This is a genomic window from Corynebacterium sp., assembly GCF_022712275.1.
Lineage (GTDB): Bacteria > Actinomycetota > Actinomycetes > Mycobacteriales > Mycobacteriaceae > Corynebacterium.
Genome location: NZ_JALAGU010000055.1, coordinates 80480 through 104977 on the forward strand (window position 1 = coordinate 80480; position 24498 = coordinate 104977).

Annotated in this window: 16 protein-coding genes and 1 pseudogene; 10 read left to right on the plus strand and 7 right to left on the minus strand. The window is 65.6% G+C overall.

All coding sequences use genetic code 11. The annotated features are described in order from the left end of the window. Window positions 1-73 precede the first annotated feature (73 nt). The 6 genes from Q0A27_RS14910 to Q0A27_RS14935 all read left to right on the plus strand — a co-directional run bounded on the left by Q0A27_RS14910 (window position 74) and on the right by Q0A27_RS14935 (window position 5751). Window positions 74-1084 (plus strand): hypothetical protein, encoded by a 1011-nt coding sequence (locus Q0A27_RS14910; RefSeq protein ID WP_291476646.1) that lies wholly within the window; start codon window positions 74-76, stop codon window positions 1082-1084. 110 nt (window positions 1085-1194) lie between these two features. Continuing rightward, the gene (locus tag Q0A27_RS14915) at window positions 1195-2013 is read left to right on the plus strand and encodes an ABC transporter ATP-binding protein (protein ID WP_291476648.1); all 819 of its coding nucleotides are present in this window, start codon (window positions 1195-1197) and stop codon (window positions 2011-2013) included. Next, on the plus strand, window positions 2010-2945 hold the full coding sequence (locus Q0A27_RS14920) for an ABC transporter permease (protein ID WP_291476650.1): 936 nt from the start codon (window positions 2010-2012) through the stop codon (window positions 2943-2945). The genes Q0A27_RS14915 and Q0A27_RS14920 overlap by 4 nt, the downstream gene beginning before the upstream one ends. Further along, window positions 2945-3970, plus strand: coding sequence for an ABC transporter substrate-binding protein (locus tag Q0A27_RS14925; protein ID WP_291476652.1), 1026 nt, complete (start codon window positions 2945-2947; stop codon window positions 3968-3970). Before Q0A27_RS14920 ends, Q0A27_RS14925 begins: the two co-directional genes overlap by 1 nt. After that, window positions 3967-5352 carry an LLM class flavin-dependent oxidoreductase gene (locus tag Q0A27_RS14930; protein WP_291476654.1) on the plus strand — a complete coding sequence of 462 codons (1386 nt, stop codon included), beginning with the start codon at window positions 3967-3969 and terminating at the stop codon, window positions 5350-5352. Before Q0A27_RS14925 ends, Q0A27_RS14930 begins: the two co-directional genes overlap by 4 nt. Before the next feature lie 84 nt (window positions 5353-5436). Continuing rightward, a complete protein-coding gene (locus Q0A27_RS14935) occupies window positions 5437-5751 on the plus strand; it encodes a hypothetical protein (protein WP_291476656.1) in 315 nt (104 codons plus the stop codon). A 270-nt stretch (window positions 5752-6021) separates the two neighbouring features. Here the strand turns inward: Q0A27_RS14935 and Q0A27_RS14940 are convergent, their stop codons facing one another. Continuing rightward, window positions 6022-6576, minus strand: coding sequence for a putative molybdenum carrier protein (locus tag Q0A27_RS14940; protein ID WP_291476658.1), 555 nt, complete (start codon window positions 6574-6576; stop codon window positions 6022-6024). Window positions 6577-6761: 185 nt separating this feature from the next. On the opposite strand from Q0A27_RS14940, the gene Q0A27_RS14945 reads away from it, so the two are divergent. Continuing rightward, the gene (locus tag Q0A27_RS14945; protein ID WP_291476660.1) at window positions 6762-7850 is read left to right on the plus strand and encodes a hypothetical protein; all 1089 of its coding nucleotides are present in this window, start codon (window positions 6762-6764) and stop codon (window positions 7848-7850) included. A 163-nt stretch (window positions 7851-8013) separates the two neighbouring features. Here Q0A27_RS14945 and Q0A27_RS14950 read toward each other — a convergent pair whose 3' ends face one another. Continuing rightward, window positions 8014-11139: an exonuclease domain-containing protein gene (locus tag Q0A27_RS14950; RefSeq protein ID WP_291476662.1), complete on the minus strand. Its 3126-nt coding sequence runs from the start codon at window positions 11137-11139 to the stop codon at window positions 8014-8016. Between the two features lie 117 nt (window positions 11140-11256). Between Q0A27_RS14950 and Q0A27_RS14955 the strand changes: the two genes are divergently transcribed. Then, entirely contained in the window at window positions 11257-13734 is a 2478-nt protein-coding gene (locus tag Q0A27_RS14955; RefSeq protein ID WP_291476664.1) for a DUF262 domain-containing protein, read from the plus strand. 19 nt (window positions 13735-13753) lie between these two features. On the opposite strand, the gene Q0A27_RS14960 is transcribed toward Q0A27_RS14955, so the two are convergent. From Q0A27_RS14960 to Q0A27_RS14975, 4 genes are all read right to left on the minus strand, one after another. Further along, window positions 13754-14470: a sulfite exporter TauE/SafE family protein gene (locus tag Q0A27_RS14960; protein ID WP_291476666.1), complete on the minus strand. Its 717-nt coding sequence runs from the start codon at window positions 14468-14470 to the stop codon at window positions 13754-13756. Further along, a complete protein-coding gene (locus Q0A27_RS14965) occupies window positions 14467-15738 on the minus strand; it encodes an amidohydrolase family protein (protein ID WP_291476668.1) in 1272 nt (423 codons plus the stop codon). The genes Q0A27_RS14960 and Q0A27_RS14965 overlap by 4 nt, the downstream gene beginning before the upstream one ends. A gap of 89 nt (window positions 15739-15827) precedes the next feature. Continuing rightward, window positions 15828-17153 (minus strand): solute carrier family 23 protein, encoded by a 1326-nt coding sequence (locus tag Q0A27_RS14970; protein WP_291476669.1) that lies wholly within the window; start codon window positions 17151-17153, stop codon window positions 15828-15830. An 88-nt stretch (window positions 17154-17241) separates the two neighbouring features. Next, window positions 17242-18291 (minus strand): LacI family DNA-binding transcriptional regulator, encoded by a 1050-nt coding sequence (locus Q0A27_RS14975; RefSeq protein WP_291476671.1) that lies wholly within the window; start codon window positions 18289-18291, stop codon window positions 17242-17244. Between the two features lie 284 nt (window positions 18292-18575). On the opposite strand from Q0A27_RS14975, the gene Q0A27_RS14980 reads away from it, so the two are divergent. After that, window positions 18576-20573 (plus strand): DNA/RNA helicase domain-containing protein, encoded by a 1998-nt coding sequence (locus Q0A27_RS14980; protein ID WP_367273332.1) that lies wholly within the window; start codon window positions 18576-18578, stop codon window positions 20571-20573. Window positions 20574-20718: 145 nt separating this feature from the next. Next, window positions 20719-22680, plus strand: a complete 1962-nt coding sequence (locus tag Q0A27_RS14985; protein WP_291476676.1) for a DNA/RNA helicase domain-containing protein — start codon at window positions 20719-20721, stop codon at window positions 22678-22680. A gap of 170 nt (window positions 22681-22850) precedes the next feature. On the opposite strand, the pseudogene Q0A27_RS14990 reads toward Q0A27_RS14985, so the two are convergent. Beyond that, window positions 22851-24172: pseudogene (locus Q0A27_RS14990) on the minus strand (IS256 family transposase). Window positions 24173-24498: the final 326 nt, after the last annotated feature.

Here is a 24498-nt window from a genome sequence, read left to right on the forward strand (position 1 = left end):
GGGTGGAGGCCACCTCGACCTGCGGACAGCCGAGGGTGTGCCGCGGGGTGACCGCGTACCGGATACTGATGACATGGACATCTCCCGCGCGACCCTGGCCCTGGTTCTCACCCTCGCCTGCGCGGCCACGGTCGCCTGCTCCGGGAACGACGCCGACCCGACCCCGACGACCACGGCCTCAGCCACCGACCGGTCGGCAGAGAGCAGGCTGGCGACCGCCTGCTCCCAGGTGATCAACGACCGCTCCGCCGAGGATCTGCCGGAGGACTACAGCGGGACGACCGGGGTGGCCACGGCCCTGATGACCGGGGATACCCCCGACGCGCACCTGATCACCGAGGCCACCGCGGAGCTCCGGCAACGGGTCGATGACCGGGAGACCGCGCTGGAGTCTCTGAAGGACCCCGTCGCCGAGGTGGACGGGCTGGACGCGTGGTGGCAGGCCTGGCAGGCCACCGCCGAGGTGTGGAACGACCAGATCAGCACCCTGGAGTCCGGTGACGAGGACGCCATGAAGAGCGCCTTCCTCGGCCTCGCCGGCGAATCAGGTGCCGAGTTCCCCGAGGAGATCCAGGACCGCATGGGCTCCCACGACTGCGCACAGGTCTTCACCCTGGTGCCGCCGGAGGACCCGGACACCGGCCTTTACCGGGAGGCGGCGTCGATCTGCACCGCGATCGTCGAGCGTCGGTTCGGCGAGAACTTCCCCGAGGACAGCGAGCTGATCTTCCGGGACGTCACCCGGCCGGTACTCTCCCGCGAGGACCTGCCTGAGATCACCGCAGGGATCCGGGACGCCGCCGGGCGCATCGCCACCGAGAAGCGCCGCACTGCCGAAGAGATGGACGAGTTGAGTCCGACGGTCTCCACCGCACCGGACCCGTGGAGCTCCTTCACCGGGGCCCTCGATGCGGATGCCGAGCGGGCGGAATCCCGCGCCGACACCCTCGACGGGGGTGACGATGACGCCATCGTGGACGCGTTCTCCCCGGCGCGGCGGGATGAGGATCCACTCTTCCTCGCCACGGATGCGCTCACTGACCTGGGCCTCCAGGACCGGGACTGCATGATGCTGTTCGCGTGACCTGGCCCCGGACAGCCGTGGTCACCGCTGTCAACCACCCGCCTGTTGTTCAGCGTGACGAGAACTGAACCTCTTGATGGTTCGGGAGCCGGTTGGCAGTATTCCGCGCCATGACAAACTCCTCTGAACCGCACTCCCCACCGAAAATCTCCGTCCGGGAGGTGTCCAAGATCTTCCCGGCCGGCACCTCCGGTAACACCGTCACCGCGCTCGACCGCACCAGTCTCGACGTCCGTGACGGTGAGTTCCTCTCCCTGCTCGGCCCCTCCGGATGCGGGAAATCCACCCTCCTCGACCTGCTCACCGGCCTGACCACACCGACCGGCGGCGAGATCCTCATCGACGGCCGACCCGTCGACGGCCCCGGCACCGACCGCGGCATCGTCTTCCAGCAGTACGCCCTGCTCCCCTGGCGCACCGCCCTGGGCAATGTCGAGTTCGGGCTGGAGAACAGCGTCCGCTCCCGGCGCGAACGGCGCGAGACCGCCCGCCACTACCTCGACCTCGTCGGCCTGTCCGACTTCGCCGACCGCCACCCCGGGGAACTCTCCGGCGGCATGAAACAGCGCGTCGCCATCGCCCGCAGCCTGTCCTACGACCCGGATGTGCTGCTCATGGACGAGCCCTTCGCCGCCCTTGACGCCTTCACCCGCGAATCCCTGCAGGACCTGCTGCTGACGATCCGCGAGGAGACGCAGAAGACCATCGTCTTCGTCACCCACAGCATCGACGAGGCCGTGTACCTCTCCGACCGCGTCGCGGTGATGAGCGCCCGCCCGGGCCGGATCCGGGCGCTGGAAGACGTCCATATCGACCGCTCGGTGCCGGATGCCCGCTCCACCGAGGACTTCCGCACCCTGCGTCACCACCTCTGGGCACTGCTCCAGCAGGAGACCACCCCACGACCCCTCACAGGAGCCCACCGATGAGCACGACACTCACCTCCACATCCACCACACCGGACGCCTACGCCACCACCGGGACCTCCCCCGGGTCCACCACCTCACCCGCCGGCGCTGACCCGGCGTCCTCCCCTGAGCACCCCACGACCCCGGACTCCGATGCCACGCCCACCGCGTCCTCCCGCGCCCGAGGCATCCTGCACGCCCTGCCACGTTTCGCGGGACGCACCGCGACCCGCTCGCTGCTCATCCTGATCCTGCTCGCCGTGTGGGAGATCGCGCCGCGCAATGACTGGGTCAACCCGATCTTCCTGCCGCCGCTGAGTGATGTGCTCGATGCGGCGTGGCGGCTCACCACCGACGGCACGCTCGGCCACCATGTCGGGGCCAGCCTGACGCGCTCGGTCATCGGCTTCGGCATCGCCGTCGTCGCCGGGGTGACGCTCGGCCTGCTCATCGGCTGGTACCGCTTCCTCGCCGACCTGCTCACCCCGGTCCTCGAGATCCTGCGCAACACTGCCGCCCTCGCCCTGCTGCCGGTGGTCACTCTGCTGCTCGGCATCGGTGAGACCGCGAAGATCTCCCTGGTGGTCTACGCCGCACTGTTCCCGATCCTGCTCAACACGCTCACCGGGGTACGTACCGTGGACCCGCTGCTCGTGCGCTCCGCCCGGTCGCTGAACCTGCGTCCGCACCAGATCTTCACCAAGGTCGTGCTGCCCTCGGCGGTGCCCTCGATCTTCACCGGCCTGCGGATGGGGGCGGCGGCGTCCATCCTCGTTCTCGTCGCCGCGGAGATGATCGGCGCGAAGTCCGGGCTCGGCTACCTCATCCAGGCGTCCCAGCTCAACTTCCAGATCGCCAACATGTACGTCGGCATCATCGCTATCGCCGCGCTCGGACTGATCGCGAACTACGGCCTGCTCGCCGTGCAGCGTCGACTGTCGAGGTGGCGCTGATGCGACGCCTGCTGCTCTCTCTGTTCGGCGTCCTCTCCCTTCTGGCCTCCCTCGCACTGGCCGGATGCGCCGGCACCGGCGGGGCCACCGAACTCGCCGACGGACGCTATGAACTGAAGTACCAGGGGACGCCGGGCTCGGTGAACCTCCCCGAGCTCGCCGAGGACCTGGGCTACTTCGACAACATCGCCCTGAACCGCGTCAGCGACACCTCCTCGGGGCCGATCTCGATCCAGAACGTCGCGACCGGCGAGACCGACTTCGGCTCCGCCTTCAACGGTGCGATCGCGAAGCTCCGGGCGTCCGGGGCGAAGATCACCGGCGTCGTCGACTCCTACGGGGCGGACGCCGAGACCTACAACGGCTTCCTCGTCAAGAAGGATTCGGACATCCACACCGGCAAGGACCTCATCGGCAGGACCATAGGTATGAACACCCTGGGTGCCCACGCCGAGTTCATCACGCGCGAATGGCTGCGCCAGCAGGGCCTGACGCCTGAGGAGATCGGGAAGGTCAACCTGGTCGTCGTCGAACCGGTGAACAACGAGGAGGCGTTGCGCTCCGGGCAGATCGACGTCGGCGCGGTCAGCGGACCCTTCCTCCAGCGCGCCGCGGCGTCCGGGGACTTCCGGGAGATCTACACCGACAAGGACCTCTTCGACGAGTTCTCCTACGGCTCCTGGATCTTCCGCGACAACTTCATCGAGAAGTCACCCGACGCGGTCGCCGACTTCACCCAGGGTGTCGCCCGGGCGATCCGCTGGCTGCAGACCACCGACCGACAGACCGTCATCGACCGCTACAAGACCATCATGGCGGGCCGCGACCGCGACGAGGACCCTGCGCTGGCCGAGTACTACCGCAGCTCGTCGATACCGAAACCCGGCGGTGTGATCCAGCCCGAGGAGTTCAGCATCTGGACCGACTGGCTGGTCCGTAACGGCGAGTTCCACGAGGACGAGGTCAACCCCGACGACCTGTTCACCAACGAGTTCAACCCCTACGCCACAGGAGAACTGACATGACCGACCGCACCAGCTACACCGACCGTACCGACCAGCTCGTCCTCAACGCCTTCGTCTACCCCGAGGGCCACCACGAGGCCGCCTGGCGACACCCCGCCACCACCCCGGAGCGACTGCTCGACCCGGAGTACTTCGTGGACATCGCCGGGACCGCCGAGCGTGGCCGGCTCGACGCGATCTTCTTCGCCGACTCCCCGGCCGTCACCGGCAATGTCGAACTACGCCCCGGCGCGGGCTTCGAGCCGCTGACACTGCTCTCGGCCATCGCGGCGCGGACCGAGCACATCGGTCTGGTCGCCACGGCGTCCACCACCTACAACGACCCCTACACCCTCGCCCGGGCGTTCGCGTCCCTGGACCTCATCTCCGGCGGACGGGCAGGCTGGAACATCGTGACCACCGCCGCCGACGTCGCCTCGGCAAATTTCGGCCTGACCGGGCACCCGTCGGCGGAGGAGCGCTACGCCCGCGCCACCGAGTTCGTCGAGGCAGTAGTCGCGTTATGGGACTCCTTCGAGGAGGACGCCCTGCTCGTCGATCCGGTCGCAGGACGCTGGGCCGACCCCTCCCGGGTGCATCCGGCGGACTACCGGGGCCGGTACGTGTCCACGAAGGGGCCGCTGAATGTGCCGCGCTCGCCGCAGGGGCATCCGGTACTTGTCCAGGCCGGGTCCTCGAACGCGGGCCGTGCCCTGGGCGGACGCTTCGCCGAGGCGATCTTCACCGCCCACCAACGGCTGGAGGACGCGGTGGACTTCGCCGCGGATATCCGGGCCCGGGCCGTCGCGGCCGGGCGGTCTGAGAAAGATGTGAAGATCCTGCCGGGGCTGTCACCGTTCATCGCGGCGACGCAGAAGGAGGCGAAGGAGCTGGAGGCCGGGTTCACCGAGCTGATCAACCCGGCGTTCAACCTGCCCACGCTCAACGGCCTGTTCGACCTGGACTTCACGGAGGATGACCTGGACACGGTGATCCCGCTGTCCGCGGTGCAGGCGACCGGGCAGACGTTGGACAACAACCACAGCAGGTCGCAGGTGGTGGCGGGCATCATCGAACGGGAACGCCCGACGGTGCGTCAGCTGCTCGGCCGGTTGGCCGGGGCGCGTGGGCACCGGGTGTTCACGGGTACGCCGGTGCAGGTCGCGGACACGATCGAGGAGTGGTTCCGGGCCGGGGCAGCCGACGGGTTCAACATCATGCCGCCGTTCTACCCCGGTGGCCTGGAGGTGTTCGTCGACGAGGTGGTGCCGATCCTCCAGGAGCGTGGCCTGTTCCGCACCGAGTACCCGGGAACCACGCTGCGCTCGTCCTACGGGCTGAACGTGCCGGAGAACCGGTGGACGGTTCAGCGGGCGGGTAAGGCGGGGCGGGTGTCTGCGTAGCAGCCTGGCCCGTTCGCCGTTCCTCCCGTCCCGCCTCGCGCTACGCTCAACCACATAACCTTCCGCGACCAGTTGGGTGCAGGTATGCCCGACCACTTCACAATTCCGGAGGAGTTCCTCAGCCTCGCCGACCGGTGTGAAGCGCCGGGTTTCGTCCGCGGGACTGCTCCCGGCCAGCAGTACGCCACCATCGCCGACCCCGACGTCCACGACACGGCGGACGCCAAGCTCTTCGGCGGGCCGCGGAACCTCTTCCCCGAGGGCCACCTGCCGGATCCGGAACGGTTGTACGCGATCGGTTACAACGGCGGGGAGGGTTCCACGTTCCGTCTCTGGCTCGACGATGACGGCGTCCGGCATGTTGTGAACCACGGCTCCGGGCCGGGGTCGTGTCTGTAGGCAACGTTCTCCGATGCACTGTCGGTGCTGCGGCTGCTCGCTGTCGGGTATTTCACCCTGGCAATCAATGACGGGTGGGGTGAGGCACCCCGGCTGGAGGATATCCCCGACGCCGAGCTGTCCGATTCTGCGCTCGCGCCTCACCGTGCCTGGTTAAAGGACCGCCGGGGCCAGGACACGCCTCGTACCGGTGTGGAGGCACTGCGCCTCATCACAACGGAGAGGCCGCTGTCTGGACCGACCTTGGCGGCCCCACCACCGGCGATACTCTCAACGAGTGGCTGACGGCGGACCAGAACTGCGCCGCAGCAGTTCACCGACGATCCGGAAAGCCGCCTCGTATGCGCCGGGCCACTCACTCTCCCGCGGCCCGGCGATGTTCACGGTGAGTCCGGTGCCCTGACACTGCAACCACCCGCAGGCGTCTTCGATGTCTTCCCTTCCCACCGCCCGGACGGGACGACCGTGGAAGGACGCCAGGCCCCTCGTCAACGTGGTTCCCGGTGACACCTCGGAGCCACCCGGTTCCACGTCGGAGCCGATGATCAGCGTGACGTCACTGTCCCGCACATTCCACTCCGTGCGCTGGGCTGGTTCGGATGAGGGAGTCTCCCGCAGTTCCGGGTAGTCCACGAGCAATCCCGGCGCCTCGGGCAGGTCCTCCGCCCATCCGGCGGCGGGGCACCAACCTTCGGTGGTCACGCCTACGGCGCGGGCGGCATCGAGGGCACCCCGGTCCACACCGGTCTGCCCACCCGAGCGGATCGCGGTGATCAGCGGTCGGTCGCCGTGGTCCGGTGTGCTCTGCGGGGCCGGAGAGGTCATGAATCGGAGCGTAGCAGCGATGGACACCGCCACCCGAACACCGTGTTCGATCACCACGGTTCCCCGTCCTGACCACCACTAGGTTGCTCTCCTGTCGCCCACAGAACACAGGAGAAGCCGTGACCGTCGCCCTCGCCGCGAGTACTGCCCCGACCCGTCGCCCGTCCGCACCCAGCCCCGCGTGTATGCCCCGGCGAAGAGCGCGGACACAGACCGCGGGTGCCGGCACGACGGTCTACCTTCCGGTGGACATCACGGTGCGCAAGCTCAATGATTTCTTCCGCCCCGGCTTCTCGACGTTCGCCGGGTGTGTGAGCATCCGCGGCACGTATTCACCGGTGGTCGCCGGGAACCGGGGCCAGGTGGTGCAGAGCCTCGCGCAGTGGATCGCCGGGCATCCCGAGCTCGGCCGCTCTCCCCTGCCGCTGCAGGTGCGCCTGCACCCTTCGTCCTCTCGGAACAAGCCTTTCCCGATCGATTCCACCTACGTCGCCTCCGGTCTTGTGTCAGCGGGGCTCGGCATTTCCGGCGTGGAGCGGTGCCACAGCGTGGATCTGACGACGATGACGGCACTGTCCAGGGGTGTTCCGGATGTCATTACGTTGGCTGGCTCGTCAGGTCGAGTCCTGAACCCGCCGACAAACCAGCGGGTACGTACCGACCCTGCCACCCGCTCGGTTGCTGAGCGTTACCGGAACAACTTCGAGATCCGGGCCCGCTACACCGACCGCTGGTGGGGTTCGGGGGACCGTCCGCTGCTGGTCTCCGAGTTCCCTGATCTGGAGGAGAAGCCGGAGCAGATCGACGTATACACGGATGCCTCGTGTGTCCCGGGTTCACCGTGGTCGGCGATCGGGATGTCCTGCCCGGCGCTGGGGGTTGTCGCCTCTGCGGTACTGGACCGGGAGTTCATCAAGGACCATGCCCGGATCCGGGTCGCGGAGACTGCGGCGATCGCCGCCGGGGTGATGCTGTTCTGCAACTCTGCCCGCAGGATCATCGTCCATTCGGACTCCCGTCCGGCGTTGCAGTGGTGGGCGGATCTGGAGTCCATTCCGGGGCGTTGGTCGACACTGCGCAGCTATGCGGTCCACGAGAAGAAGAGCCACCCCAATGCCGAGGTCCGGTGGGTGAAGGGACACGCCGACTGTGAGGGCAACCTGTGGGCGGACCGTGCGGCGCGTCTGTCCCTGCACGCTGTCCGCTGGGACGAGGAGGACGCCGTGCGCCGCGGGAAGTTCGACAATCTCGCGGCGGAGTTCCGGGGGCGTTAGGCCTTCCCTGCCATTCCACTGGCCGAACGGAGTGTCGCCGTGACTGCAGAATCAGTGACCGGAAGCCGTGTCGGATACTGTCAGCTCTGCGGGATAGCCACGTCGGGGATCCTGGACAGAGCGGCGGTCACTTTTTTCGCATCGCCGTCCCGGAGGCGTTCCGCTACATCCAGATTCTCTCGAGGACTTCCACTGCCTCGGCGTCCGAGCGGTGCCGGAACCTGGCGAGGACCTTTCGCCGTGGTGCATCTGGGGCCAGACCGAGGGCTTCGGCGACAATCCCGTAGGACGCCGCGTCATCCTTCCCGGGAGTTTCCCCGACATGGTCGACGAGCCAGTCCAGTCCGTCGAGTTCCGCCGCATCCGATGAGTGCGCCGGAGTCACGGAGAAGTGCTCCCCGTCGTGCAGGTCGATCCAGATACGGTCACCCTCGGTGATCTGGAGGGGTTCGAGGAACCGTCGGATCGACCCGACGGAACTGGTGCCCAGGTTGCCCCAGATAATGCGCTGTTCACCGTAATCGCTCGGGATCATCCGTGGTTCGTTCCATTCCAGGTCCAGCATCGCTGTCAGTCCGTTGGGGATGTAGGTCCCGGAACCGCGCAGATGGTCCTTCGTCACGGTGACCAGGTTGCACCAGCGTCCGTCATGGATGTAGATGCCGTTGGACTCCTCCGGGGTGGCGTTGTTGACCATCGGTTCGGTCCGGCGTCGGACCACACCGCCCGTTGAGGTGAAGTCGCCGGTCGCTGCGTACGTTGTGACCGAGTTCGCGGAGACACCGAACTCCCGGGTCAGTTCATCGACGAGATCGGACAGCACGACGCCTTCGGCGCCGTCCGCCTCCGCGGCATCCACCCGCTGTCCGATGAGGTCGGCGATGCCGGTGTACTCCGGCAGTCCCCACCGGGTCAGGGCCCACTGCTCGACTCCCACGCGCATGAGATCGTCGCTGTTGTAGAGACCGTTGCGGAAGGACCGTTCAGACTTCGAGCTACCGATGCCCGCGTACATCTCAGAGACGCTCATCGGCCTGCCGGCGATCGACAACAGGGACGCTGCCCGCGCCGGATGCGACCCGACACGTGTGAGCACGTGGTCGTCAAGAACGAGGTAACCGCAGGTGGTGAGCCACTGGGTGAGCGTCGCCGCGTCATCGAGGCTTGACTGGTCGAGGACGTCGGACAGCTCCGCGACGCCCTCGTCGTTGATCATCGGTGCCAGGAGGTTCCCGGTGCGCTGGGCTGCGGTCGGCAGATCGGGGAAACAGACCCAGCCGTCTTCGATCCGGAAGTCGTCGTCGAAGGCATCGAGGATCCGCCACAACGGCGCGTCCCATCCGGGCAGGGCAGAAGCCAGTTCCGGGAAGACGGCAGTGATCTGTTCGAGCGTCCCCACCGGGTACGCGTGCGCCCGGACCCCGGCCCGCAGGTCGGCGACCGGCCCGGCGATGATCATTGGACGTAGGCGGGCGGTGAGCTTCTTCTGGAGTTGCCGGACCCGCTCGCGGGTGACTCCGACGGCTTGTCCGATCTCGTCGAGAGTCGCCGGTTTCTCGGCGATAATCCGGTCACGCAGGATCCGCTGATCACGGTCGTCACAGGACTCCCAGAACCGGCCGAGGACATCGGCGACAGTTCCCCTGCGCTGTGACAGTGCCAGGTGGAAGCAGCCGGACTCCTCTCCTGCCTGGGCAAGCAGTGCCTCAACGTGGGCGGGAAGCTCCCCGTCGACCGCGGATATTCCTGCGTGTTCCACCGCCGCGCGCAGACTGCCCTGGGTACGGGCGATGAATCCGAGCAGTCCGACGGCGGTGTCGAAAGCGCTGCCGAGGGAGTCCGCATCGAACGTCATACCCTCGTCCCCCAGTTCGACGACCGGGACGGCGTCCTCGTCATCGTAGAATCCGCCGGTCTGCATCGTTTCTCCAAGGTCGTCCCCGAGGTCTTCCGACTCGCCGACGACAGTCTCCGCCTCCGGATGCGAGGCAGCGACCACCAGGCGGGGATCGACGGCACCGCTCCCGGAGTTCTCCAGTTCACCGAGCAGGCGGGCGAAACCGGATTCAGAGATCACGGGCACCCCCAGGCTCCGGGCTTTCTTCGCCTTGGAGCTGAGGGAATCCGGGTCGGCGGCGACAAGTAGGACTGACTTCTTGATCACTCCGCCGACGTCCAGGCCGGCGTCGACCGCGCGTGCCTCCCACACGGCGCGCGGGATCTCGGTCTCCCCGGTGAAGGTGATGCGATCCCCGGGGGACAGACGCAACCCGGTACCGGCCGACTGCCCGGGCCCGTCGTCACCGCCTGTGACCGGAGAATCAAGCAGTGCGTCGACCGCTGCGGCTGCGACGCCGAGGGCACGGGCCACCGCGTGCAGTTCCTCGCGCTCCTCCTCGGTGACGATGCCGTCCGCCCAGGCCAGCACTGCGAGCTGCCGGACGAAACCGGCGTGCAGGTCCAGGGCTTCGTCCCGGCCGATGCCGAGGGTGGCGGCACAGTCGGTGAGTTCACCGATCTCGTGGACGGAGAGTTCGCGGTCGAGCATCGCCGTGGCCAGCAGGTCGAGGTAGGCATCCACGTTCGGTTGTCCGACGACCGGGACGCCGGTGGCGAGCTGGTTGAGCCACCGGCCGTCCGGTGCGGTGGCCTTCGTCGTGCGGCGGTGGAGGATCGCCGGCGAATCCGAGACGTGGGACGCCGGTGCAGTCAGATCGGCACGGGATATCGACACCGGATGGACGCCCCGGAGCAACTGTGCGACGGTCTCCGGGGCACGGTGGAGATAGTGGCCCAGCAGTTCGGCGGTGGCTTCGGCGTCGCCGAGTGCGGCGTGGGCGTGGGCGTTGACGATCCCGGCTGCCGACAGTGCGGCAGACAGCCCCCGGCCGGAGCCGGGGAGCAGCCGACCGGTCAGCGTGAGTGTGCACAGGCTGGCGCCTGTGAACGGGGTGTCGGTAAGCCCCAGCCTCCCGAATTCCGCTGCGAGAAGCCGGGAATCGAAGGCGGCGTTGTGCGCGACGAAGATCCGCCCGTTGAGCTGGTCGGAGAGTTCTCCGGCGATGTCGGCGAAGGTCGGTGCGCCGACGACATCGGCGGCGCTGATGCCGTGGATCCGGGTGTTGGGGATGTCCCGGTCCGGGTTGACCAGCGTGCTCCAGGTCCCGGTGACGGTCCCGTCGGCCTCTGCGTGGACGACGGCCACTTCCAGGACGCGGTCGCGGTTGGTGAAGCCGGTGGTCTCCACATCGACCACGGCGAAGGAGAGTCCCTGATTCTCATTAGTCACAGTGAAGAACTGTAGCGGGTGGGCAGGACAGGTCGGCGTCGGTGTTCGAGGGCTGATTCCTGCTCCCCCGATACACTTGCTGACGAGTCTTTCCTGTCCACGACCTGAGGGAGCACGATGAAGGGCCAGCCGACCGAGATCTGGCAGATCTACAACAAGGCGAACTCGACCTTGGAGATCCCCGTCTACCAGCGCAACTACGACTGGGGAACGCCGCAGTGCGCTCGACTGTTCGACGATCTCGAAGCCCTCGCCCACGCTGACCGGGACAAGCAGCCCAAGCACTTCTTCGGTGCCGTTGTCGGTAAATCCGAGGACTCGTGGACCTGGATCGTGATCGACGGCCAGCAGCGGCTCACCACGATCAGTCTGCTCATTCTCGCTATCGCACACTCGGTGGCCGCCGGGGATGTCGAGGTCGGCAAAGACCCTGACCTCGGACGCAAGCTCGTCGATGACTACCTGCTGGTGGATGCCAACCCGAATAGCCTGAAGTTCAAACTCAAGCCGGTGAAGAACGACGCTGCAGCTTACATGGCACTCTTCGGCCCCGAGGACGACTTCGTCGACTCCTCCAATGTCACCGCCAACTACCGCTACTTCCGCGAACGGCTACGCACAACCGATCTCACCGCGTACCAGGTGTGGGACGCCGTTTCCCGTCTTGAGGTGATGCACCTGGACCTGGAAGCCCACGATGATCCGCAGCGGATCTTCGAGTCCCTGAACTCCACCGGACTCAACCTCAGCGAATCAGACAAGATCCGCAACTTCGTGCTGATGAACCAGAAGCTCGAGGAACAGAACCGGCTCTACGAGCAGCGGTGGAACCCGATCGAGGAGAACGTCGACTACCGCACGGACTGGTTCATCCGCTGGTACCTGACTTCGAAGACGAACAAGACGCCGAAAGAATCGGATATCTTCGAGGCCTTCAAACTCTTCGTGCAGCGCAGCGACGACTCGGTCCCGCAGATTCTCGACGACATCTACGAGTACTCGAAGAACAGTCGCGCCATCACCCACGCATCGACCGGCTTCTCGACCGTGGACCGTCGGCTCAGCCGGGCGAACCTCATTGTCGGTGATGTGGTTCATCCGTTCCTCATGCCGGTCGTCGCGGACGCCCGGCGCGGTGAAACCACTGAGAGTGACCTTGATGCTGTCCTCCACATCATCGAGTCCTACCTTTTCCGACGGACGATATGTCAGGTCGGCGCTAATGCACTGAACAAGATCTTCGCCACGGCGTACAGCGAACTCCGCAAACTCCGGACCGCCCACCAGAGTTATGCAGATCTACTCACCTGGATTCTGCGCCGTCGTGACGGTGGTTCCGGCCGCTTTCCGAATGACGTTGACTTCCGGGAGAGCTTTGAAACGCGGGACACCTACCGTCTACGACCGGCTCACCGACGGTACCTCTTCGACGTCCTGGAGAACGGTGACTCGAAGGACAACCGGGACATCGCCGACAAGATCGCCTCCGGTGACCTCACGGTGGAGCACATCATGCCGCAGACCCTCACCCGTGCGTGGGAGGAAGAACTCGGACCGGATGCCGTGGACATCCACGACACCTGGGAGAACCGTATCGGCAATCTCACGGTCACCGGCTATAACTCGGCCTACTCAAACTCGTCATTCCAGAAGAAGAAGACAATGCCTGAGGGGTTCAATTCTTCGCCGTACCGGCTCAACGCGGACGTGAAGTCTGCCGATCACTGGAACGAGGACGCTCTCCGTGCCCGGTCGGCACGGCTCGTCCACCAGGCGCTCGAGTACTGGTCTTTCGTCGACACCGATTTCCGGCCTCCTGAGGTGGTCCGTCCGACCGAGCCGATGGGGACCGACACATCGTTCCGTGGCCGCGAGGTGACAGCCTACGAGTACGGGGATGTCTCCGAGACCGTCACCGACTGGGCGAACCTCGTACCCAAGGTGCTGCATGTGCTGCTCCAGCAGCATCGTGCAGCGCTGTTGGGGTTCGCCGGAACCGACAACCTGTTGACCACGGAGCCTGCCGCGCACGAGGGAAAGCGGGGGCTTCGGGTGGCCGATCCGGGCCTCGGGGTGTGGGTCAACAATGACACCAACACCAAGGTGACTCTGCTCAGACGGGTCTTCGAGGCCCTTCACCTCGATCCCGAGGAGCTGATCTTCACACTCCGCCCGTCGAAGGATGCTGCGGCGAGTGGCGTGTCTGGCGGTTCGCTCTCCGGGGGAGACGATGGTGGGAAGGGCGATGACGGAGGTTCCACTGGTCGTTACGCTGCTCTCACCAAGTTCCGGGCGGAGATGGATGAGGACGCGGAGCTGAAACCGGAGCCTTCCGGAACCGCTGATCTCCGTACCGAGTTCTCCGGCGAATTCACTGAGTTCCGGCGGGATTCCTGGATGCAGGATCTGGGTGGTCAGCCGCTGGCTTCCTTCACCGCCGCGACACCGGTCGACCAGATGACTGCCGAGCAGGTACTGGCGGTGATTTCAGGGCTTTTCGCCATGGAGTCCATGTTCGGCGCCGGTGCGGTACACCAGTCGATCATCGACGGGTCCATGTCCGGCTATATGGATCGGTTGGCTGAACTGGGCTGACGGTAAAGAACCCCGCCCGTCACGCCACCGCCTGCACCAGCAGAACTGCACCGGAGAGGACCGAGAAGACGATAACCGCCATCCGCAGATCCAGCAATGGGAAGCGGCGGACAACCAGGGTACTGCCCACGGTGCCCAGCACGAGCGCAGGTAGCAGGACAAGGGAGTCTCCCAGCCACCCGTCCGGCGCGGAGCCGGTGACCGTCAGCGCGACCAGGGAGACCACCTCCCCGATGAAGAAGCAGGTCGCAACGGTGGACCGCAGAACCGCCGGTCGACTGTGCTGGTAGACAAGGCCCATCGGAGGCCCGCCCACGCCCGTCGCTGTCTCGCTGATTCCGGTCACTGCGCCGGCCGCGAGGAACGCGGCCGGGGTCGGTGCGAAAGGCGGCGCGAAAAGGCTGACCAGGGCCGCGCCGATCGTCACCAGGGCGACCAGGACAGTCAGACCGGTGGTGGAAAGCACTGCCACCATCAGCAGCCCGACCAGAGTGAACACGATCCGGGTGGCGCTGATCCACGCCCCGCCCCGCCAATCAATCGACCGCCACTCCCGCAATGCGACAAATGCGTTGAGCGGCAGCATGAGTAACAGCACGATCGTCGGAACCAGCTCCGGTGCCAGCAGTGTCGCCACCGGAGAGACGATGAGTGCGAAACCGATGCCGCTGGTCCCCTGCACCAGGGCCGCGACGAAGACCACCAGGGACAGGATAACGATGGTGGCGGTGGTCATCGCTGCCCGCCGTGATGTCCCCGTCGACCGAGCCCTGCCCGCGCGCAGACCGCAGCGGACGCCGTCCTGGCGTCCGCGATGAGCTGGTCGTAATCCAGGTGGAGGAACTCCCCGTCGAGGACACGGGTCGTCCCGTCGGTGATCACCGCGTGGATCTGATCGCGGTGACCGAGACGGACCAGCTCCCAGGCGAGGTCGACCGGGCAGATGAAGTCCGGGGTGTCGAGTCGGAGCACGAGCATGTCCGCCCGGAACCCGGCGGCGATGGACCCGACCTCGTCTCCGAGGCCCGTCGCGTCCGCCCCACCAGTGGTGGCCGCCCGCAGCCAGTCGTCACCACCACCGGCGACAGGGTCACCGACCTCGATGGCGGAGGCGAAACGCTGGGCGGTCTCGGCGGCATCCATCAGGCGGAAGGCGTCCGCCCGGGTGCCGTCGGTCCCGAGTCCGGTGCGTGCACCGAGAGCGAGCATGGTCAGGGCGTCGGCGATGACATTGCCCTTCCAGGCGCTGGCGACAGGGTTATATGACCAGGCTGCACCGGAGTGTGCCAGCCGGATCTTCTCCTCCGGCGTCAGCAGCGTGGTGTGCGCGGCGAGAAGGTGCCGGTCGAGCGCGCCGGCGTCCTCGAGAAGTCCGAGAGGACGCCGCCCGGTGGCGAGAAGGGTACGTTCCACACCTGCCAGGTGTTCATTGACGTGTGTCTGCAGCACCGCGTCCTCCGCCCGACACAGGTCCGCCAGCCGCGCCAAGGTGCCTGGGGTCGCCATCTCCGGGGTGGCGACAGCGACGGAGCCGTGGACCCAGTCGTCGCCGGCGAAGCGTCGCAGGTGCTCTTCCGCGGAGGCGACCACGGCGTCAGCAGTACCCTCACCGATGTCGTGGCTGATCTTGCCCAGGACCAGCCGCACTCCGACCTTGCGGGCCTGGTCGGCGATGATGCCCGGGTCGTGGGCTGACCGGGCCCCCGCGTCGGCGACGGCGGTGAAGCCGCCGAGCAGAGCGTCCACCAGCCCAAGGCGTGCACTCACCGCAAGCTCATCCTCGTTGAGAGAACCTTCCAGCGGAACCCACACCCGACGGAAGATTTCAGAGGGTTCACCGAAGGCGTAGGGCCGACCGAGTGTCTGGGCCAGGTGCTGGTGGCAGTCGACCATGCCGGGGACGAGGGCATGGTCGCCGAGTTCCACACGGCTGTGGTCGGAGTAGATCTCCGGCAGCTCGGACTCTGGGCCGACCCACGCGAACTGCCCGTTCTCAACGACCACCGCTTGTCCGGTCAGGAATCTGTCGGCCGTCCAGGTGTGTCCTGGGGTGAGGACGTAAGAGTCCGGCAGTGAGCACAGTGCATCAGGTGTCATCGGGTGGCCTTCTTCCACAGCAGGATCAGTCCGGCGACGACCATACCGACGATGGCGGACATGGTCACGCCGTTGCCTAGCAGAAGTCGCAGGTCGGTAGGCAGGTTGAGGTAGAGAGAGGGTGCGAGGATCGGTAGCAGGCCGGCGGCGAATCCGGCGGTGGCGGTGAGGAAGTTGGCGTCGTCGGTCATGTCGATGCCCTGGAACATGCGCAGTCCGGAGACGACGATCATGGTGAAGGCGTAGACGGCGGTGCCGCCGATCACGGGTGCGGGGATGGACTGGATGAGATCGGCGACCGGTCCAATGAGGGCGATGAGGATGAGGAAGACACCGGCCAGTGCAGTCACGAAGCGACTCGTAACGCCGGTCGCCCGGACGATGCCGATATTCTCACCGCTGGTGAGCATCGTCTGGCCGCCGAACGGTGCGGCGATAAGGGAGGTGAGCGCGTCACCACGGACCGTGGCCGCAACAGTGGCGCCCTTGTCGATCTTCTTGCCGACGATGTCGGCGTTCAGGGTGGTCTGGCCCGTGGCCTCGGCCATGGAACCGATGCTGAAGACGATGAGCGGGACAGCGGCGACGATGTCGAAGGTCACCGAGCCGTAGGGCAGCCAGGTGGGCAGGCGGAGCACATCATCGGTGCTCACGGATTCGAAGTGGCCGGTTGCTGCGGCGAGGACGGTACCGACGACCATGCCGAGGAGAATCGCGACAGAGCGAAAGCGTCGGGGCAGCACGATCTGCAGGACGATGATGGCCCCGACCGTCGCGGCGGCCAGGCCGATCGCCCACAGCGGGGCTTTCTCGTCTTTGGAGATCAGGCCACCGGCGATCTTGACGACGTTTACGCCGATGACGGTGATCATCACGGCAAGCACAACCGGCGGGATGACCTTCACGATCACACCCGCCAGCGGGGAGAGTATGAGGCAGACGGCGGCGGCGATGATGACGGAACCGGTTGCTACGGGGGCGGAGTGTTCCGTGGCGATCTGGATGAAGATCGCCACGGCCGCGCCGCCGGGGAGCATGACGAACGGGAGTTTCGCGCCGAGTTTCAGCCAGCCCATGGACTGCAGGATCGATCCGATGCCGCAGGCGAGCAGGGTCACGCAGAGGACGCTACGGGTGACGTCGCCGTCGAGCTGGAGTACCCCGCTGATGAGGAAGACGGATGCGATGGGTGTAGAGATCATCACGATGACGTGCTGGAGGGCGAGAATGATCGCCCGGGGCCAGGCGGGCATCGTGTCGACGGGGTGTAGTTGGTGGCCGGTGGGTGTGTGTTGGTCCGTGCGGGCGGCTGCGGTGGACATGGTCGGTTTCCTCTCGATTGTCCTCTATCCTGGTTTAAATCGATTGAAATACACAATTCTGAGATCCGCACGCCGGAGGTGGAAGGTTTTACCGGCCCGAAACGGTGGAGGTGCCCGGCACGGTGGAGCCGCGCATGACGAGGCCCGGCTGCCGTACATCCTGACGCAGGACGCCGTCCTCCGCCCCCCCGTCAACGCTCTCGATGATGAGCTCGGCGCAGGCCTCAGCTACCGCCGTCATGTCCAGGTCCAGGGAGGTCAACGGCGGTGTTGCCCCCAGGGCGCGCGGCCCGTTGAAGTTCGTGGCGACGAGCAGGTCACCGGGCACGGCACGCCCTAGATCGGCCGCTGCATCTAGGACACCGAGCGCCAGCAGGTCAGTGGGCGCGTAGACCGCGTCGGTTTCGGGTTGGGCAGCAAGGAGTTCACGGGTTGCCGTCCTCGCCGCTGCCCGGTCGACCTGGCAGGTGGTCACCAGGTATTCCACGGAACTATCGGGGCCGGAGCCTGCTGACGTGTCACCAGTTACCTGCCGGAGATAGTTGCGGACGCTCACCGTCACGGAGTTGTCCGCCTCCCCCAGCAGCACCCCGATGTGCCGGGCCCCGACGTCCCGGAGATGGGCGAGCATCACGTCCGCACCGGAGGCACCGCGGTCGACCACTCCGTCCACCTGCAGCCCCGGCGCATCGCCGACGGCAACGGTCTTCACGCCCCTGCGGTGCAGTTCGGTGGTGAGGGGTTCCCCGCTACGCGGTTCGACGATCACGGCGGCGTCCATGTCGAGGTCGTCGAGCTGGCGGATGTCCTGCAGTGGTGGGACGAGGAGCATCGAATAGCCGCGGGCGAGAAGTAGGCGGGACAGCGGCACGGCCAGGGCGATCTGGAAGCTGTAACCGGACTCGTCACCGGCGACAGCCTCGGGCACCGTGGTGAGCAGGGCGACACAGTGGGATTTCGCCCCGCGCAACCGCCGCGCGCGAACGTCGGGCCGGTAGCCGAGTTCGTCGGCCACCTGCTGCACCTTCTCCACCGTCGCACTCGCAGGTCCCGGCCGACCGTTGAGCACCAGCGAGGCGGTGGAACGGGAGACTCCAGCGGCGGTGGCGACATCAGCGAGAGTGGCGGGGAGGTTCACGGTCGCCCAGTGTAATCGGCCCGGGGCGCTCAGCGGCCCATCAGCACTTCAGGCAACGCGGCACGAAGCTCAGCGTGGATGTCATCGAACTTGACTGTCAAACAATGAACTACCCCGGCCTTCGGGGTTCATGGTCTTCTGTTCCTCCACAAAGACATTCGCCACCATCCCACCCCCGCACCGAACCCCACCAGGTACTGTGAATCAGGTAAGAGCGACCCGACAGGCTTCCGCTGGGACATGCCTCCACGTCGCACGAGTATTCGTGCTGCCTGGAGAACCCCATGCCTCTGCTTCGGACGACTGCCGCCGAGCTCCTGTCCCGCTTCGCCAACCCGAAGGACCTCGGTGACCATATGGCCACCCAGGCTGGATACGAAGGTCTCGGTTGCTCCTCGGCTGAGCGCCGCTCCTGGGAGAACAGCATCCCCGAGCTGGCCAAGGTCCTCACCCATGCCGGGCTCGAGGATGTCGACGTCCTTCTGGAGCAGAAGCTTCCCCTGAATTCCAAGCGGGTGGACGCGATCATCGCCGGCACCAACCCGGCAACCGGGCTCCCTTCCTTCGTCGTGATCGAACTCAAGCAATGGAGTTCAGCGACTCTCTTCGAGGACGATCCGAAACTGGTCGACGTGCCCGGCACGCTCGGTGGTCCGCGCCTGCACCCGCTGCGCCAGGTTGACACCTACCGGGAACTGCTCACCAACTTCCTCACCATCTTCGACGGTCACCCTGAGAGCGTCCAGGGAGCGGTCTTCCTCCACAACGTCAGTCACCGTGCCGCCGTCGTCGAGCTGGACGACTACACCTCCGACCTGCGTTCGGAGCTGTTCACCGGTGCCGACATCGAGACCTTCGCCTCTTTCCTGAAGGCCCGCATCTCCCCCGTCCGGGATGCCTCCGTCATCGACCGTTTCATCGAATCCGCGGTCGCACCGTCCCAGCAGCTGCTCACCTCCGCCGCCGCGGAGATCCGGGACCGCGAGCAGTTCATCCTCCTCGACCGGCAGCGTCAGGCCGTCGACATGGTCCTCCACGCGGTGGAGCGTGCGGACAAGACGGACGCCAAGCGAGTTATCGTCGTCTCTGGCGGCCCTGGCACCGGCAAGTCGGTCGTCGCGCTGTCACTGCTCGGCGAGTTGGCCCGGCGGGGAAAGAAAGTCCTGCACGCCACGGGGTCTCAGGCGTTCAAACAGACAATGGAGAAGATTGCCGGCCACCGGCACCGCGCTACCCAGGATCTCTTCCAGTACTTCAACAGCTTCCTGGAGGCGGAGAAAAACTCCCTCGACGTGCTCATCGCTGATGAGGCCCACCGTATCCGGGAGACCTCCACCAACCGGTATACCCAGGCCCATCTGCGCACCGGTCGCCCACAGATCGATGAGCTCATCGATGTCGCCCGCACCCCGGTGTTCCTCCTGGACGAGAACCAGGTCGTGCGCCCCGGCGAGCTGGGGTCCCTCCACGAGATCACGGAGTTTGCCAAGTCCAAGGGCCTTGAGGTCCAGCATGTGGAGCTCACCGAGCAGTTCCGCTGCGGCGGCAGTCTGGTCTACACCAACTGGGTCGAGGAGGTCCTCGGGCTTGCCGATCCCCCGCAGGACGCCACGAAGGACGCCACGGAGGACGCCGACACCGACGGTTCCGTCTTCACTCCAGACTTCGATGTCGCAGCAGTACCCAACATCACCGTCCATGCCCTCGACCCTGAGCATCCACCGGTGTTGAAACCTCAGCATGAGGTCGCGATCTCAGTCGTTGAAACCCCGGAGGAGATGGAGCGCATCCTGTCGCTCAAGGCGGCCGAGGGGTACTCCGCCCGTATCGCCGCCGGCTTCTGCTGGCGATGGAGCAAGGTCTCGAAGGGACAGACCGAGCTCGCCCCGGATGTCCGTATCGGTGACTGGGAGAAGCCCTGGAACAACCCGGAGAAGAGGAGAGTCGGCAACGCACCTCAGTCTTTCCTCTGGGCGACCGGCGACGGCGGCTTCGGCCAGGTCGGCTGCATCTACACGGCCCAGGGCTTCGAGTACGACTGGTCCGGCGTGATCATCGGCCCGGACATGGTCTGGCGCGACGGTGGTTTCCGCACGGTCCGCGCCGCCAACCTCGATCCGGCGCTGCGGAAGAAGTCACTGACCGACCACGACTTCGACGTACTGATCCGGCACGTTTACAAGGTCCTGCTCACCCGCGGGATGCAGGGCACGCTGATCTACTCGCCCGACCGGCGGACCCGCGAGGTGCTCAGACAGCTCCTCGGTCAGGGAGCCGACTGACCTGAGCCGTCGCTTCTGCCGTAGCAGGACGACGCTCCCCACATTCCGGCGTACTGCGCGCCACCTCATCTGACAAGCGACCCCGACAGGCTTCCACTGGGACACGCCTCCACGTCGCACGAATTTCGTGCTGCAAGGAGCCGATATGGCCGACCGTTCCCGTTACGTGGATTCCGCCGAGAATTTCTACAACTCCACCCGCCCCGCCGCCATCGATGACCTGATCCGGTCCATGATGAAGAAGAAGTCTGCTGCCGAGCGCATCAGCGACACCGGAGAAGAAGGATCCTGGAAGCACAGCCTCCCGCGGATCGCCGAGGTGATCCGCGATGCCGAACTGTCCAGCGTCTACGTTTCGCTGGAGTTCAACCCGCCTCAGTACGGTCACCGTCGTGCCGACGTGATCCTTTCCGGATACAAGGACGGCTTGCCCAGCGTGCTCGTCATCGAGTTGAAGCAGTGGAGCGAAGCTACCTGGGACCCCACCAACAACTGGGTCTCCGAGATCGCTGCGCGCTACGGCAAGGTCGAGCATCCGGTACGGCAGGCATTCGGCTACGCGCAGGTAGTCCAGCACTACATTGAAGGCTTCCACCCGGAGGAAGCCACCACGGAGGCCGCCGCCTACCTTCACAACGCCACCGCAGAGTCTCTCCAGTCGCTGAAGTCTGCCGGGCAGTGGTACGCCGACCGATTGTTCTCCGGCGACACCAGCGGGGACGCGGCGTTCACCGCATTCCTTCAGAAGCACTTCGACAACATCAACGGACGCGTGGTTGCCGAGGCCCTCGAGAACAACGCGCCGAAGAAGAGCAAGGACATCCTGGAGGCGGCAGGCGAGATCTTCCAGAATCCGGAAACGTTCCCACTCAGTGAAGAGCAGCGGGAGGTCGTCAACGACATCCAGAAGAAGTTCAACGACGCCCTCGACCCCCGGAATCCCAGAGGGAAGACGATCATCGTCGTCAACGGTAAGCCCGGCTCCGGCAAGACCTGGATCTGCATGAACCTTCTGGGCAGGGAAGCCGCTGCCGAGCGGCAGGTCTCCTTCGCAACGAACTCTACCTCGCTGCGCGAGACGCTGAAGAAGGTCGCTAAGCGATCGAAGGAGACAAAGCCGGTCGCGGAGACGATCACTTCTGCCCGGACCTACTGGAAGGACGAGATCTGGGACTCTCTCGATCTGTTGATCGTCGATGAGGCCCAGCGGCTCAACGAGTGGACGGTCCGCACCGGCAATGCGAACCGGAAGGACATCCAGGAGGAGCTGGAGCGCTTCAACATGACGCAGCTCCGGGAGCTGGCGAACTCCGCCAAGGTCCTGGTGCTGATGATGGATGACTGGCAGCAGACCACGGCCACCGACTACCTCACCACGGAGAAGGTGAAGGAAGTCGCAGACCTCATCGGGGCAGACTTCCAGCTCTACGAGCTGGAGGAGCAGCACCGAAGCGGTGGTTCAAAGACCTTCGAGTCCTGGGTGGACCACCTCGTCGACGATGAGCCTGCCGTGTGGCATGACGAGGAGAATTTCTGGGTCAAGGTCGCGGATTCCCCCGAACAGATGGAACAGATTCTCGCCGCGCACTCGGAGCAGGATCCACGGATCATGGCGGGCTTCTGCTGGCCGTGGACGCAGAAGGATCCGGAAACGAAGAAGTCATTCTCCCATGTCGAGGATGTCCCCTATGACATCGTCATAGGCGACTGGTCTATCCAGTGGAACCTGCCGTCGAACACCGAGGGTTACCCGAAGTCTGACTTCTGGGCATTCGAGGACAAGGGAGCGAAGCAGGCTGGCTCGATATTCTCCGGACAGGGCTTCGAGTTCGACTACTGCGGCGTGATCATGGGCCCCGATCTGCGGTACGACGCCACCCAGGCGAGGCTGAAACCCGACTACGAGGCGTCCGAGTACACGACGCTCAAGCGGCTGGCCAGGAAGCAGGAACGGGAGGGAGTACCCGGCGACACGAAGAACAGCGCTGTCCAGCGCCTGCGCAATGGCTACCGCGTGCTGCTTACCCGCGGAATGAGGGGTGTGGTGGTGTACTCGACAGATCCGGCCACTCAGCAGCTTCTCAAGAGCATCGTCAACCCGGAGTAGACAGCTCCCGAGTAGGCGATTCTTTCAGACCTGCGGTCAAGTCTCTTTGAGTGGTGTTCTTTGTCGGTCCCTGTGAACAGGGGGATTGTCAGCGACGAGTCGACCAGCTCAGCCGTCGTCGTAGACCATAGGGACCATGGGGACCGTGGGGACCGTGGGGATCACGGTCATCAAGCTCCGATCATGAACTGCACATCCGGAACCCCGACCGCGTCAGCGGAGTCGTGGACACCGTCGTCGGGGTCGTAGAGGGTGTGGGCGAGTTTCCTCATGCTGATCTCTGAGAGATACCGACGCTCACCGTACTGCCACTCCTCATGCTGTTCGGCCAGGACAGCACCGATCAGCCGGGTCACCGACGCCCGGTCGGGGAACACCTGGACAACGTCAGCGCGCCGCTTGATCTCCCGGTTGAGCCGCTCAATCGGATTGTTCGACCAGATCTTCTCCCCAGTGCTCCACCGGCATGCCGGTGAACGCGGTCAGGTCCGTTTCCGCGGCGGTGAGCATGTCGGCGACGTCAGGGCACGAGGACCTCAGTGCGGTGGTGACCTGCTTGTACTGGGCGACCAGCGCCTGCTGATCGGTCTGGGCGAATACCGCGGAGATCAGCGCGTTGATCGGCTTGGAGTGCCTTGAGCCCAACTTCTGGGTGACGTTGCAGGCGAAGTGGACCCGGCAGCGTTGCCAGCCGGCCCCGGGCAGGATCGCTGTCGTCGCGGCCTTGATACCGCTGTGTGCGTCGGAGATGACCAACGCCACACCTAACGGATCGGTATCGGTGGAGACCTTCAGGCCGCGTTCACGCAGGTTGCGGAGGAATTCGGTCCAGATGTCGGTGGATTCTTCAATCGCCGACGGCCATGCCGAGGATCTCTCGACGACCCTGGGCAGATACGCCGGTGGCCACGACAACGGCCTGGGAGATGACCCTGCCGCCTTTGTTGTGGACCCCACCACCCCGGCGGACGTCGACGTAGGTCGCGTCGAGGTAGACGTAGGGGAACCAGGTGTGGGTCAACGGTCGGGTGAGGAACTCCTCGACGGCCTCGTCGATGTCGGCACAGATCCGCGAGACGGTGGACTTCGAGATTCCGGAGTCGATGCCGAGAGCTTTGACCAGGTCATCGACTTTGCGGGTGGATACTCCGTCGATGTAGGCCTGGCAGATGACCGCGTGCAGGGCTTTGTCGACCCGGCGTCTGGGCGACAGCAGCGAGGGGAAGAAGGACCCGTGCCGCAGTTTCGGGATGTTGATGTCCACATCGCCGGAGGTGGTGGAGATCTTCTTCGACCGGGTGCCGTTACGCCGGTTGTTGCGTTCGCTGGTGCGTTCGTAGGGGGCGGCGCCGATGGTGGCGGAGGCTTCGGCGTTGACGAGGTCCTGGAGGCCGGCCTGCATCAGTTCGCGGAACATGTCGTTGTGGGCGACGTTGGGATCGTCGAGGAGTTTCTGGATGAGCGTGGATACGGCAGAATGGGGTGTGGCCATCGTGGGCACAGCTCCTTTGTGGATTCTTTAGGCGGAACCTACAGAGCTTCCCGCGGTGGCCTTCACTGTGCAAGGAGACGGTGAACCTGCCGGGGGAATTGACACCACGCTAGGGGACTCAACCGTCGCATATCTGCTGTGGACGTATTCCAGACTGGTGTGCCCGTCCGTTGGATTGAATATCCACGGCGGAGCCGATTTATCGGGTCCAGATGTCACATTTCTGAAACCCGTGAGTCTGCGGTGTTACCTCGGGTACGGGGACGGCCAGCGAAGCGACGGCGCAGCAACGGCAGGGGGACCATCACCCAACCCCGCTCCGGCCC